Source organism: Prevotella sp. DNF00663, assembly GCF_001553265.1.
Taxonomy (GTDB): Bacteria; Bacteroidota; Bacteroidia; order Bacteroidales; family Bacteroidaceae; genus Prevotella.
This window is the reverse complement of the sequence record NZ_KQ960593.1, coordinates 26,969-39,327: the sequence shown is the minus strand read 5'-3', so window position 1 is coordinate 39,327 and position 12,359 is coordinate 26,969. Positions and strand designations below refer to the sequence as shown.

Annotated in this window: 12 protein-coding genes; 7 read left to right on the top strand and 5 right to left on the bottom strand. The window is 44.0% G+C overall.

Annotated features, from left to right (window positions below; translation table 11 throughout):
- Positions 1–18 precede the first annotated feature (18 nt).
- The 4 genes from hisC to HMPREF3034_RS01445 all read left to right on the top strand — a co-directional run bounded on the left by hisC (position 19) and on the right by HMPREF3034_RS01445 (position 3,340).
- Positions 19–1,059 (top strand): histidinol-phosphate transaminase, encoded by a 1,041-nt coding sequence (gene hisC / locus HMPREF3034_RS01455; protein ID WP_062432595.1) that lies wholly within the window; start codon positions 19–21, stop codon positions 1,057–1,059.
- 113 nt (positions 1,060–1,172) lie between these two features.
- Entirely contained in the window at positions 1,173–2,738 is a 1,566-nt protein-coding gene (locus HMPREF3034_RS01450) for an acyl-CoA carboxylase subunit beta (protein ID WP_036895935.1), read from the top strand.
- A gap of 22 nt (positions 2,739–2,760) precedes the next feature.
- Positions 2,761–2,910, top strand: coding sequence for a hypothetical protein (locus HMPREF3034_RS12780; protein WP_197421711.1), 150 nt, complete (start codon positions 2,761–2,763; stop codon positions 2,908–2,910).
- 4 nt (positions 2,911–2,914) lie between these two features.
- Entirely contained in the window at positions 2,915–3,340 is a 426-nt protein-coding gene (locus tag HMPREF3034_RS01445) for a biotin/lipoyl-containing protein (protein WP_036895936.1), read from the top strand.
- Between the two features lie 77 nt (positions 3,341–3,417).
- On the opposite strand, the gene panD is transcribed toward HMPREF3034_RS01445, so the two are convergent.
- Together panD and panC are read right to left on the bottom strand one after the other, a co-directional pair.
- Complete coding sequence (gene panD, locus HMPREF3034_RS01440) at positions 3,418–3,759, bottom strand: aspartate 1-decarboxylase (RefSeq protein WP_036895938.1); 342 nt, start codon at positions 3,757–3,759, stop codon at positions 3,418–3,420.
- Between the two features lie 2 nt (positions 3,760–3,761).
- Positions 3,762–4,613, bottom strand: coding sequence for a pantoate--beta-alanine ligase (gene panC, locus HMPREF3034_RS01435; RefSeq protein ID WP_036895940.1), 852 nt, complete (start codon positions 4,611–4,613; stop codon positions 3,762–3,764).
- Between the two features lie 163 nt (positions 4,614–4,776).
- Between panC and HMPREF3034_RS01430 the strand changes: the two genes are divergently transcribed.
- From HMPREF3034_RS01430 to HMPREF3034_RS01420, 3 genes are read left to right on the top strand one after another with little or no spacing between them, the layout of a single operon-like run.
- Complete coding sequence (locus HMPREF3034_RS01430; RefSeq protein ID WP_036895942.1) at positions 4,777–5,589, top strand: glycogen/starch synthase; 813 nt, start codon at positions 4,777–4,779, stop codon at positions 5,587–5,589.
- Positions 5,590–5,630: 41 nt separating this feature from the next.
- Positions 5,631–7,067, top strand: coding sequence for a DUF4270 domain-containing protein (locus HMPREF3034_RS01425; protein WP_036895945.1), 1,437 nt, complete (start codon positions 5,631–5,633; stop codon positions 7,065–7,067).
- 10 nt (positions 7,068–7,077) lie between these two features.
- Positions 7,078–7,212, top strand: coding sequence for a hypothetical protein (locus HMPREF3034_RS01420; RefSeq protein WP_036895947.1), 135 nt, complete (start codon positions 7,078–7,080; stop codon positions 7,210–7,212).
- A gap of 186 nt (positions 7,213–7,398) precedes the next feature.
- On the opposite strand, the gene HMPREF3034_RS01415 is transcribed toward HMPREF3034_RS01420, so the two are convergent.
- The 3 genes from HMPREF3034_RS01415 to HMPREF3034_RS01405 are packed head-to-tail and all read right to left on the bottom strand — an operon-like array spanning position 7,399 to position 12,221.
- Positions 7,399–8,745: a citrate/2-methylcitrate synthase gene (locus tag HMPREF3034_RS01415; protein WP_036895949.1), complete on the bottom strand. Its 1,347-nt coding sequence runs from the start codon at positions 8,743–8,745 to the stop codon at positions 7,399–7,401.
- Between the two features lie 12 nt (positions 8,746–8,757).
- On the bottom strand, positions 8,758–9,939 hold the full coding sequence (gene icd, locus HMPREF3034_RS01410; RefSeq protein WP_036895950.1) for an NADP-dependent isocitrate dehydrogenase: 1,182 nt from the start codon (positions 9,937–9,939) through the stop codon (positions 8,758–8,760).
- Between the two features lie 14 nt (positions 9,940–9,953).
- Positions 9,954–12,221 carry an aconitate hydratase gene (locus HMPREF3034_RS01405; RefSeq protein WP_036895952.1) on the bottom strand — a complete coding sequence of 756 codons (2,268 nt, stop codon included), beginning with the start codon at positions 12,219–12,221 and terminating at the stop codon, positions 9,954–9,956.
- Positions 12,222–12,359 lie beyond the last annotated feature (138 nt).

Below are 12,359 nucleotides of genomic sequence, written 5' to 3'. Positions count from 1 at the left end.
CCTCAAAAAGAGATATTCATGAAAGAATTAAAAGAACTCTGCAGAGAGAATATTTGGAATTTGGCACCTTACTCTAGTGCCAGAAACGAGTATTCCGGGCATCGGGCACATGTGTTTCTAGATGCCAACGAGAATCCATATAATAAACCTTTCAATCGGTATCCGGATCCGTTGCAAACGGAACTCAAAGAGAAGATAAGCCGAGTAAAAAGTGTGCCGACCCAATGTATATTCCTTGGCAACGGTAGCGACGAAGCTATAGACCTTCCCTATCGTATATTTTGCCGTCCGGAAATAGACAATGTGGTCGCCATAGCACCCACCTACGGCATGTACGAGGTGTGTGCTGACATCAACGACGTTGAATACCGCCCGGTATTGTTGGACAACAACTTCCAAATCTCGGCCGAGAAGCTGTTGGAAGCAGCCGATGAAAACACCAAAATAATTTGGATTTGCAGCCCTAACAACCCTACGGGAAACAATATTGACAGGGAAGAAATCGTCAAAGTAATTACCCTATTCGATGGAATTGTGATTGTCGATGAAGCCTATAGCGACTTTTCCGGTGTAAAGACATTGCGCTCTGAACTGGCCAACTATCCCAATCTCATCGTTCTTAACACCATGAGTAAGGCGTGGGGATGTGCAGCTATCCGGCTAGGTATGGCTTTTGCGAGCCAAGAAATCATTGACTTATTTAACAAGGTGAAGTATCCCTACAACGTTAATTTGCTGACACAGCAACAAGCTATGGAAGCTTTGAACGACGCTTTTGAGGTTGAAAAATGGGTTAAAACCCTCTTGGCAGAGAGACGAAGAATGTGTATGGCTTTTGAAGAGTTACCTATATGCAAGAAGGTATACCCTTCTGACGCCAACTTCTTCCTTGCAGAGATGGATGGGGCACAACAGATTTACGACTATCTAGTGACCAAAGGAATCATTGTCAGAAACCGAACAAAGGTGGTATTATGTAACAACTGCCTGCGAATAACAATCGGTGCAAAGTCTGAAAACAACGAGTTGTTGGCTGCACTGCGCGTCTATGGACTCTGACACAAGCCGAGTGTAACATAATTTACAATGATGGATTTCCGAGTTTCAATTAGTTTTAGTAACTTTGTACCGAATATATAATCCCGAAAATCCAAAAATACATAATTATATTTATGAGTAAACAAGTTGAAAAGATTAAGGAGCTGATTGCCAAACGTGAGCAAGCTCGCTTGGGCGGTGGTGCTAAAGCTATCGAGAAGCAACATGCACGTGGCAAGTATACAGCACGCGAGAGAATAGATATGTTGGTGGATGAAGGAAGCTTTGAAGAGTATGATATGTTCAAACTTCATCGTTGCCACAACTTCGGCATGGAGAAAAAGCAGTATCTTGGCGACGGTGTTGTTGCCGGAAGTGCTACTATCGACGGCCGTTTAGTATATATCTATGCTCAAGATTTCACCGTTAATGGCGGTTCATTGAGCGAGACCATGGCGCAAAAGATATGCAAGGTCATGGACATGGCTATGCAAAACGGAGCGCCGGTCATCTGTATGAACGACTCTGGTGGTGCTCGTATTCAGGAAGGAATCTCTGCTTTGGCTGGTTATGGCGAAATCTTTGAGCGCAACATTTTGGCTAGTGGAGTCGTTCCACAAATCAGTGCTATCATGGGGCCGTGCGCCGGTGGAGCGGTGTATTCACCTGCGTTGACCGACTTTATCACTATGACCGAGAATACTTCTTATATGTTCTTGACTGGTCCGAAAGTGGTAAAGACTGTTACCGGTGAGGATATTGATGCCGAACATCTAGGTGGTGCGAGTGTTCATGCTACCAAGAGTGGTGTTACTCACTTCACAGCAAAGACCGAAGAGGAATGTCTTCAGATTATCAAGACACTGTTGAGCTACATTCCAAGCAACAATACAGAAGAGGCACCACGCGTGGAATGCACCGATCCAATAGACCGTAAAGACGACCTATTGAACGAAATCATCCCCGACGATCCAAACAAAGCTTACGACATGTACAAGGTAATTACCGCCGTAACAGATAACGGTGAATTCTTTGAAGTACAGCCTAAGTTTGCAAAAAATATCATCACAGGCTTCGCACGCTTTAATGGTCAGAGCGTAGGTATCGTAGCTAACCAGCCTTCAGCATACGCTGGTGTGTTGGATGTAAATGCAAGTCGCAAGGGAGCTAGATTCGTTCGCTTCTGCGATGCTTTCAATATTCCAATCGTATCATTGGTAGACGTGCCCGGATTCTTGCCCGGTACAGGTCAGGAGTACAATGCCGTTATCCTCCACGGAGCACAGTTGTTGTACGCATACGGTGAAGCTACGGTGCCAAAGATTACCATTACGCTGCGCAAGAGTTACGGTGGTAGCCACATCGTTATGGGCTGCAAACAACTCCGTGCCGACTTAAACTTCGCTTGGCCTTCATCAGAAATCGCTGTAATGGGAGCTAGTGGAGCTGTCGCAGTGCTCTGTGGTAAAGAGGCAAAGGATATCAAAGAGGCCGGCGGTGACGTCAAAGCGTTCCTCATGGAGAAAGAAGATGAGTACACAGAGAAGTTTGCTAATCCTTATCAGGCAGCACAGTTTGGTTACATCGACGATGTTATCGAACCACGTAACACTCGCTTCCGCATTTGTCGAGGACTGGCTCAATTGGCTTCAAAGCGCCAAAGCTTACCGACTAAGAAGCATGGTTGTATGCCAATGTAATTTCAATTAATAAGGAAAAGAAATGGATAAAAACGTATATGCAGCCATTGCACTTGCCTTATTTGAATACCAAGGCAACAATGTGCATGATAAAGAACCGGGCATTATAACCATTAAGCCCAAGCAAACGCTATGGAATGCCAAGTTTCTGAGTTTCACCGCTAAACCGTAAAAAGATGAAAGAATTCAAATATACAATCGATGGCAAGGAATACAAGGTTGCTATCGGCGACATAGAGAACAACATTGCCAACGTCACAGTCAATGGTGATGCCTATCAAGTAGAGATGGAACAGGAGCAAGAGCCCAAGAAAGAGAAGGTTGTTTTGGGTAAACCTGTACAGGAAGATACCGAAGATTCAGCTACTCCTGCAGCTAATGTAAATACTGCCAATGCCATCAAGGCACCGCTACCCGGCACGATTACAGCTATCAACGTGGCTGTAGGCGACGAGGTAAAAGCCGGTGACACGGTCGTAGTATTGGAAGCTATGAAGATGGCTAACAATATTGAAGCCGAGAAAGACGGTAAGGTGACAGCTATTTGCGTAAAGCAAGGGCAGGCTGTTATGGAAGAAGATGCGCTGGTAGTGATTGAATAATCGCCACCAACAGGAAATAAAAAGGGATGACATGCTCAAGCAAGTCATCCCTTTTCTGTTTATTGTTAGTTAAAAACTTATACCTTATTGTTCTCCGGGAATACAACTGTAGGCTTAAATGTCTTTGCTTCCTCGAAATCCATCAGTGCATAAGAGATGATAATGACAACATCTCCGACCTGAACCCGACGTGCTGCCGCTCCATTCAAGCAGATACAACCACTTCCACGTTCCCCTTTGATGATATAAGTCTCAAATCGTTCACCATTATTATTATTCACTATCTGGACTTTCTCGCCCGCAATCATGCCGGCAGCATCCATCAAATCCTCATCAATCGTGATACTCCCCATGTAATTAAGATTGGCTTCCGTCACCTTAACACAATGAAGTTTACTCTTTAATACTTCTATCAACATGCCTATGAACGATATTTTATATGATCTATCAAACGAATCGGAGTCTTCCCACAATTTACTGTAATACAGCCAACTACGTATGGACTATCCTCCCAAGAACCCACTTTCTGCAACGTGTTGCCATCTACGATTTCAAAGTATTCCACATCCAATCCGTTTACCCCATTGATGGTAGATACCACATAATCGTGGATTTCGGACACACTCTTACTTTCCGACAACTTCACGCTTTCTTTCAAAGCCTTATAGATTGCTGGAGCTATAGCACGCTCAGCAGCCGCCAGCAACGCATTTCTACTACTCATAGCTAGCCCATCAGCCTCTCGTATAACCGGACATTCCACGATTTCAATATCACGTCCCATATACTTAACGAGTTGTTTGACCACAGCTATCTGCTGCCAGTCCTTCTCTCCGAAATAAGCACGGTCGGGAGTGGCTATATAAAAAAGCCTGCTCACCACCTGACAAACACCATTGAAATGGCCGGGACGCTTCGCTCCTTCCATGACTGTAGACACAGGCGGAAACTCAAAGTGACGCTCATCAGGCGTTGGATACATTTCTTCTACCGATGGAGTGAACACGTAATCGGCTCCACTCTGCTCTGCTATAGCACAATCCGAGTCCAAAGTGCGTGGATAACGCTTCAAATCAGCAGGGTCATTAAACTGAGTTGGGTTCAAAAAAACAGAAACAACTGTTACGTCATTATCGGATGCTGACTTCTTCATGAGCGATGCGTGGCCTGCATGGAGTGCACCCATAGTAGGTACCAAACCGACCGTTTTACCCTGTTTACGCACTAAAAACAATTCATTCTGGAGTTCAACTACCGTATGAAAAACTTTCATTCCCTTAAAATTTAATCACCGCAAAATAACAACTTTTTTCTTAAATGGGAAAGAATATTATTAAAAATATGCCAATAAAACCTAGAATAACTTGTTTTAAAACTACCCCCCACCGATAATGTGAAGTTTTTTTTGTACCTTTGCAAGATATAAATTTGATTATATGGCCAAAAAAGTTTTATTCATCAACCAAGAGATTGCACCTTATGTAGCGGAATCAGAGATGTCTATTATGGGAAGAGATCTCCCACAAAAGGCACAAGAGAGCGGTTTTGAAATCAGGACGTTTATGCCTAAATGGGGTAACATAAACGAGAGACGCGGACAACTACACGAGGTAATACGTCTATCGGGGATGAATCTTATCATCGACGACACCGACCACCCACTGATTATCAAGGTGGCCTCTATACCCACTTCACGCATTCAAGTTTACTTCATCGACAACGACGATTACTTCATGAAGCGCCAGATGACAGAAGACGAAGATGGCACAGAGTACCCCGATAATGGCGAGAGAGCTATCTTCTTTGCTCGCGGTGTGCTCGAAACTGTCAAGAAGTTGCGTTGGTCGCCCGACATCATCCTCTGTCAAGGATGGATGGGAGCTGTCATTCCTCTCTATATCAAGACTGCCTACCACGAAGAGCCATGCTTTGCCAATACCAAAGTCATTACCTCTCTCTTCCAAAGTCAGTTAAAAACCGATCTTGGTAAAAACTTCAAGAGTTGTGTAGAGTTCCGTAGTGCTAAAGCTTCTTTACTGAAAAACTACAATGAGACTTTTGATTTCAAAGAACTCGGAAAGCTTGCTATTGATTACAGCGATGCTATCATCGAGGCAGGCCCCAATGTCAATCAAGAGCTATTAAGCTATGCCAAAGACAGGAAAATAGAGATTCTGAATTATCCGGGAGAGGATTATTCAGGTGCATATACAGAATTCTATCATAAGATTTGCCCCACTGAAGAATAAGAAGGGGCAAATCTTAAATACTAATTCACACTATTCAAAGTATGAAATTCAGTTTTTTTGCAGGTGCAATTCTTACTGTTCTGATGGTTACTGCATGCGATAGTACCACAGAGGAAATTGGAACATCACTCAATAATAATAGCGGAGACCAAATAATTGTGTCTACCGATGCTTTCGAAGTTACCACACAATCAGTCTCAGCAGATAAAGTTCTCTCGCGAAGTTCGTTTGGAGCATTAGGAAAAGTGAAGGACACGGAAACTGGTTCTTACGTTACCGGCAACTTTATGACACAATTCCATGTGCTGGAAGACTTCAAACTTCCGCCTCTAGACAACATCATCAGCAAAACGGATGGACAGATTTATGCAGACTCTTGCGACATCCGCCTGTTCTTTGACAATTACTTTGGTGACACCTTGGCAATCATGAAAGTACGTGCTATGGAGCTAAAGACACCTTATAGTGAAGGCAAAGACTACTACACCAACTTCAATCCGGAAGCCGAAGGCATGATTCGTAGCAACGGGGTGAAAGTTGATAAAGCTTATACTATCACCGACTTAGGACTTTCAAAGCGTGAACGTGCTGACAAAAAATATTTTAGGAATATCAAAATTAGCTTGAACGAGCCATATACGGCAGCCGACGGTAAGACTTATAAGAATTTTGGTACTTACGTTTTGCAGACTTATTATACACACCCAGAATACTTCAAGAACTCATACAATCTTATCAAAAATGTGCTTCCGGGATTCTATTTCAAGACTCAGAGCGGACAAAATTCAATGGTATATATCTATGCCAGTCTCATGAATATCTACTACACCGCCAAAGATACTGCGAAATATACAGCTTCGGCAAGATTCTCCGGTACGACCGAAGTATTGCAATCCAACGAAATTACCAACGAAAATATCGAGTCACTCATTGCAGATAAGTCGTGCACCTATCTAAAGAGTCCTGCAGGAATCTATACCGAGATGACTCTTCCTGTTGAGAAAATCATGCAGAACCATGAGCGTGACTCTATCAACACGGCCGAAATCGTACTACAACGTCTTAACAACACCACGACAAGCAAGTATGCTTTCGACTTCCCCAAAGAATTGTTGCTCATTCCGTCCGACAGTTTGGACTCATTCTTCAAGAACAAAAAGGTCACAGATTCAAGAACCTCATTCCTCACTACGGCCGACATAAAGAAGATAGATAATAAGACAACAAGCTATACCAATACTTACACGTTCCACAACATCGGCTCTCTCATCAAGAAGATGTACGATAACAAGAAAGCAGGAAAAGCTACTGCCAACTGGAACAAGGTACTCATCATACCGGTCAAGTCAACCACAGTAACTACCAATTCCAAGACTGTCACATCGGGTATCTATCATGATATGACGCTCAAGAGCACGAAACTCGTGGGAGGTGACACACCTATTAAGATTAATGTAATCTATAGTAAGTTCAAATAGTCCTCGACACATGGCAGACAACTTTTTGGAACGTCAGCGTCAAGACTACGAGAAAAGAAAAGCCGAGTGGCTGCGTAAAAAGCGAGGATTGCCTCGCTTGAAACCTCAGGGTAACATATCAAGAGGTGAAGACGAAGCACTTTAGCCGACTGCAAAGGCATGGCAACATCGCTGTTCGTATCAGGCAGCAATGCTGCCAAGCCCCAACAGCAAATGTGGAAAGCCACAGCAGCAATCCAACTATAGCAATATTTGTTTGCTAACATAATGCAAAGAGGCGAGGAAAGATAATTTCCTCGCCTCTTTTTCTATATCAATGAGCATGTAAAAATTAACGCTTATCAATGCTTACATATTCTCTTTGGTTCTGTACACTGCGATAAGCAGGACGAATAATGCGCCGTCCTTCGTAGTTAAGTTCCTCAATGCGATGTGCCGTCCAACCTACAATACGCGCCATAGCAAAGATAGGCGTATAGATTTCTTGTGGTAATCCTATCATCTCATAGATGAATCCGCTATAGAAATCAAGATTCGCACAAATAGGTTTTGTAGTATTACGGAATGCCGAGACACACTTAATCCCCTCTTGTTCCAGCGTACAAAGGAAGTCGTATTCTTCTGTACGCCCTTTCTCTTTGGCCAATTCACCTGCCAAGCGCTTCAATTCTACTGCGCGAGGATCACTCATGGTGTAGACTGCATGCCCAATACCATAAATCAATCCAGTATGATCGTATGCTTCCTTGTTCAACATTCGGTTCAGATAAGTATCTATCTCGTCCACATTCTTCCAGTCTTTTATCTGTTCTTTCAGATGATGGAACATATTGATTACCTTGATATTGGCACCTCCATGTAGCGAGCCTTTCAGCGAACCAATACCGGCTGCAATACTAGAATAAGTATCTGTGCGAGTGGAAGATGTAACACGTACTGTAAAAGTAGAGTTATTACCGCCACCGTGTTCAGCCTGAATGATGAGCAATAAGTCAAGCATTCGTGCATCCAACTCGGTATAATCTTTATGCTTCAGCATATAGAGGAAGTTCTCTGCAATACTCAAATTCTCATGCGGATGGCGGATATTCAAGCTCCGTCCTTGCACAGAATGACGGTAAATATTATAAGCATACGCGATAACCGTGGGGAAACGAGCTATCAATTCGATACTCTGACGCATCAGATTATCACGACTAATATCATCTGGATTAGGGTCGAAGGTATACATTTCTAGTACACATCGCGCCAGAATATTCATGATATTAGAGCCTTCTAAATCAATGATATGCACGATGGTACGATGGTCTAGCGGCATATTATCGTTGAGCAATTCCTTGAATGCGCCCAGTTCCTCCTTATCAGGTAGCTTACCCGACAAGAGCAGAAAGGCCACTTCTTCAAATCCGAAACGCTTCTCTTTAAGCAAAGGCGATACCAAATCGTCAAGTTCATAGCCACGATAGAAGAGCTTTCCCTCCGTAGGTTGCAGCTTACCATCCTCATCTCGCTCATAACCTACAACGTTTCCGATATTCGTCAAGCCCACTAGTACACCGCTACCATCTTCATTACGCAGACCGCGTTTGACTCCAAACTTGGCAAAAGCATCCTTGTCTATCTTGCTTGAATTCTTTACTTCGTCACTAAGTTTATATATTAGATATTCTTTCTTCATTGTCTTTACGTTTTAAAGTGAGTTTATCAGCATATCACCGAATTCACATGTGCCAAGCGGTTTGCCCTCCAGCATAAACTTAGCTAGGTCTGACGTAGCATAACCTTGGGAGAACAAGCATTCCAATCCTTGGTTGATGAGCTCGCCAGCTTCCCTCCATCCCAAATAATCAAGCATCATCACAGCCGACAATATCAGTGAACATGGATTCACGATATTCTTTCCAACGATGTCGGGAGCAATGCCATGAGTGGCTTCAAAGATGGCATGTCCGGTGTGATAGTTGATATTTGCCCCCGGAGCTATGCCGATACCCCCTACTTGAGCAGCCAACATGTCGCTCACATAGTCGCCATTCAAGTTCATCGTAGCTATCACACTATAGTCTTCAGGCTTCAATAATGCGTTCTGAAGGAAAGCATCACAGATACAATCTTTCACCACCAATGCACCGCTTTTAAGGACATCTCCATACTCACGTTCAGCTAGTTCGTAGCCCCATTTCTTAAATCCACCCTCGGTAAACTTCATGATATTGCCTTTGTGTACAAGTGTAACAGAGGGTAATTTATGCGCCAAAGCGTATTCAATAGCACTTCTGATAAGGCGCTCTGAGCCTTCACGAGACACCGGTTTCACCCCAAATCCTGACGTTTCCGGAAATCTTACCTTCTCTACCCCCATCTCATCATGCAGAAATCTATAGAATTTCCGAGCCTCATCGCTGCCACTCTCCCACTCGATACCGGCATAAATATCTTCCGTATTCTCCCGGAATATACACATATCTACCTTCTCCGGCTGCTTGACAGGAGATACAATTCCTTGATAATAGCGCACCGGTCGTTGGCAAACATATAAATCAAGTGTTTGTCGCAAAGCAACATTGAGCGACCTAATCCCCCCACCTATGGGCGTCATCAGTGGTCCTTTGATGCCGATAAGGTAGTCTTGGAAAGCATCTATCGTCGCTTTTGGCAACCATTCGCCGGTCTGCTCAAAAGCTTTTCCACCCGCCAAAACCTCCAGCCATTCAATAGAAAGCTCGCCGTGATAGGCTTTCTTCACGGCAGCATCAACAACCTTTTGGCACACGGGCATGACTTCGCGTCCTACACCGTCACCCTCTATAAACGGGACAGTGACCACATCGGGTACATTCAACGTCTGTCCTGTCTTACTTACTCTTGCCATATTCGTCGTGAGATTTATGAGTTTTCATTCAATTTTGCATAGTTCAACGCACTCCCAGCCTTAAACCAAGCCACTTGAACCGCATTATATGTATGTTCGGCAAGGAATTCCTCCTGCGTCCCATCGGGATGTTTGACGACTACACGCAGCGATTTACTGGGCGCAAAGTCGGTAAGTCCCATCACAGAAATGCGGTCGTCTTCGCCTATTTTATCATAGTCGGCCTTATCAACAAAGGTCAATGCCAACATACCTTGCTTCTTTAAATTGGTCTCATGAATACGAGCGAAACTCTTAGCAAGCACCACTTTCACATTCAAGAAGCGAGGTTCCATGGCTGCATGTTCCCTACTAGAGCCCTCACCGTAATTATCCTCAGCTACAATAATGCTTCCTTGACCAACTTCCTTATACGCTTTCGCAGCCGAAGAGACCTCCATATACGCGCCGTTCTCTTGGCACTTGACTCGATTACTCTCCCCATTAAAGGCGTTCACAGCCCCCATTAACAGGTTATCAGAGATATTTTGCAGGTGTCCACGGAACTTCAACCACGGCCCAGCCATGGATATATGGTCGGTCGTACACTTCCCTTGGGTCTTGATAAGCAGTGGCATATCTGTGAAGTCTTGGCCATCCCAAGCAGCAAACGGAGCCAGTTTTTGCAGGCGATTAGATTGTGCATCAATGATAACTTCGATGTCATTGTACTCATCCGAAGGCGCTATAAAACCTTTATCTTGCCCTTCAAAGCCTCTCGGAGGGAAGACATAACCCGTTGGTTCATCCAACTTTACGGCATGACCATCCTCATCCAACAACATATCTACAGCCGGATTAAAATCTAATCTGCCTGCTATCGCCAAGGCAATAGTCAACTCCGGACTGCCAATAAAAGCGTATGTATTGGGATTTCCGTCTGCTCTACGGCGGAAATTACGATTAAATGAGGTCACAATAGAGTTCTTGCGTTCGTTGTCATCGGTATGTCTTTTCCACTGACCAATACATGGTCCGCACGCATTGGTCATAATAACAGCTCCTATTTTGGTAAATTCTGCGAGTACACCATCGCGTTCTGCGGTGTATCTTATTTGCTCCGAACCGGGATTAATAATCAACTGTGCCTTCACCCGGATATGCTTTTCAGCAGCCTGTCGAGCCACACTTGCAGCCCTACATAAATCCTCATAGCTAGAATTAGTGCAACTTCCAATGAGTCCAACCTCCACAGTCAGCGGATAATCATTGGACGATGCCTTCGCAGTCATTTGAGAAATTGGCGTAGCAGCATCCGGTGTAAATGGGCCATTCAGATGAGGTTCTATCTTCGAAAGGTCGAGTTCTATCAGTTGATCATAGAATTTTTCGGGCGAAGCATACACCTCTGCGTCTGCCCGAAGCTCACCGGCACACTGTTGAGCAAGCGATGCTACCGCCTCACGACCGGTATTCCGTAAGTAATCATTGGCTTGCGTATCAAATGGAAAGATAGAACATGTAGCACCAAGTTCAGCTCCCATATTGCAAATCGTGGCTTTACCGGTAGTACTGATAGAGTCCAATCCCTCACCAAAGTATTCCAAAATGGAGTTTGTACCACCTTTCACCGTTAATATTCCCAGTATCGTTAAGATGACATCTTTAGGAGATGCCCATCCGGAAAGCTTGCCCGTAAGCCTCACACCAATCAATTTCGGCATCTTGAGTTCCCACGGTTGTGCCGTAAGAACGTCTACAGCATCTGCTCCACCGACTCCAACAGCCACCATTCCCAATCCTCCAGCGTTAGGAGTATGCGAATCTGTGCCTATCATCATGCCGCCGGGGAATGCATAATTCTCCAAAACGACTTGATGGATAATACCTGCTCCGGGGCCCCAGAAACCAATACCAAACTTTTGAGAAGCCGATTTCAAGAAATCATATACCTCCTTATTGGTCTTCATTGCCTGCGGTAGGTCGGCTTGTACACCCACATCCGCACGAATCAAATGGTCACAATGAATACTAGCAGGAACTGCTACACGACTCTTTCCGGCATTCATAAACTGCAATACAGCCATTTGAGCGGTCGCATCTTGCATCGCTACCCTATCAGGACGAAAGTTCACATAGTCTACTCCACGCTTATAAGGCTTCAAATCTGCTATATCATATAGATGAGCAAACAATACTTTCTCTGCATAAGTAAGCGGACGGCGAATCTTCTCCTTGGCTTTTTGAACCCTCCCTACATAGGAAGAGTAGAACGATTGTAGCATATCAATGTCTAGTATCATATCTTCTCGCTATTTAATAATTCATTTTTGCAAATATACAAAAATAAAATTATCTATAACTACAAACGCTTTTATTTCACCAAATTGAAACAATTATTTGATGAAAACGAAAAATATGTCGTATTAATATGCAATTAT

Bases quoted from the DNA above. Each gene is read 5' to 3' on its own strand.
- panD (WP_036895938.1), bottom strand. From the start codon at position 3,759: ATGTTGATAGAAGTATTAAAGAGTAAACTTCATTGTGTTAAGGTGACG.
- HMPREF3034_RS01415 (WP_036895949.1), bottom strand. From the start codon at position 8,745: ATGAAGAAAGAATATCTAATATATAAACTTAGTGACGAAGTAAAGAAT.
- icd (WP_036895950.1), bottom strand. From the start codon at position 9,939: ATGGCAAGAGTAAGTAAGACAGGACAGACGTTGAATGTACCCGATGTG.
- HMPREF3034_RS01430 (WP_036895942.1), top strand. From the start codon at position 4,777: ATGGCCAAAAAAGTTTTATTCATCAACCAAGAGATTGCACCTTATGTA.
- hisC (WP_062432595.1), top strand. From the start codon at position 19: ATGAAAGAATTAAAAGAACTCTGCAGAGAGAATATTTGGAATTTGGCA.
- HMPREF3034_RS01420 (WP_036895947.1), top strand. From the start codon at position 7,078: ATGGCAGACAACTTTTTGGAACGTCAGCGTCAAGACTACGAGAAAAGA.
- HMPREF3034_RS12780 (WP_197421711.1), top strand. From the start codon at position 2,761: ATGGATAAAAACGTATATGCAGCCATTGCACTTGCCTTATTTGAATAC.
- panC (WP_036895940.1), bottom strand. From the start codon at position 4,613: ATGAAAGTTTTTCATACGGTAGTTGAACTCCAGAATGAATTGTTTTTA.
- HMPREF3034_RS01425 (WP_036895945.1), top strand. From the start codon at position 5,631: ATGAAATTCAGTTTTTTTGCAGGTGCAATTCTTACTGTTCTGATGGTT.
- HMPREF3034_RS01405 (WP_036895952.1), bottom strand. From the start codon at position 12,221: ATGATACTAGACATTGATATGCTACAATCGTTCTACTCTTCCTATGTA.
- HMPREF3034_RS01450 (WP_036895935.1), top strand. From the start codon at position 1,173: ATGAGTAAACAAGTTGAAAAGATTAAGGAGCTGATTGCCAAACGTGAG.
- HMPREF3034_RS01445 (WP_036895936.1), top strand. From the start codon at position 2,915: ATGAAAGAATTCAAATATACAATCGATGGCAAGGAATACAAGGTTGCT.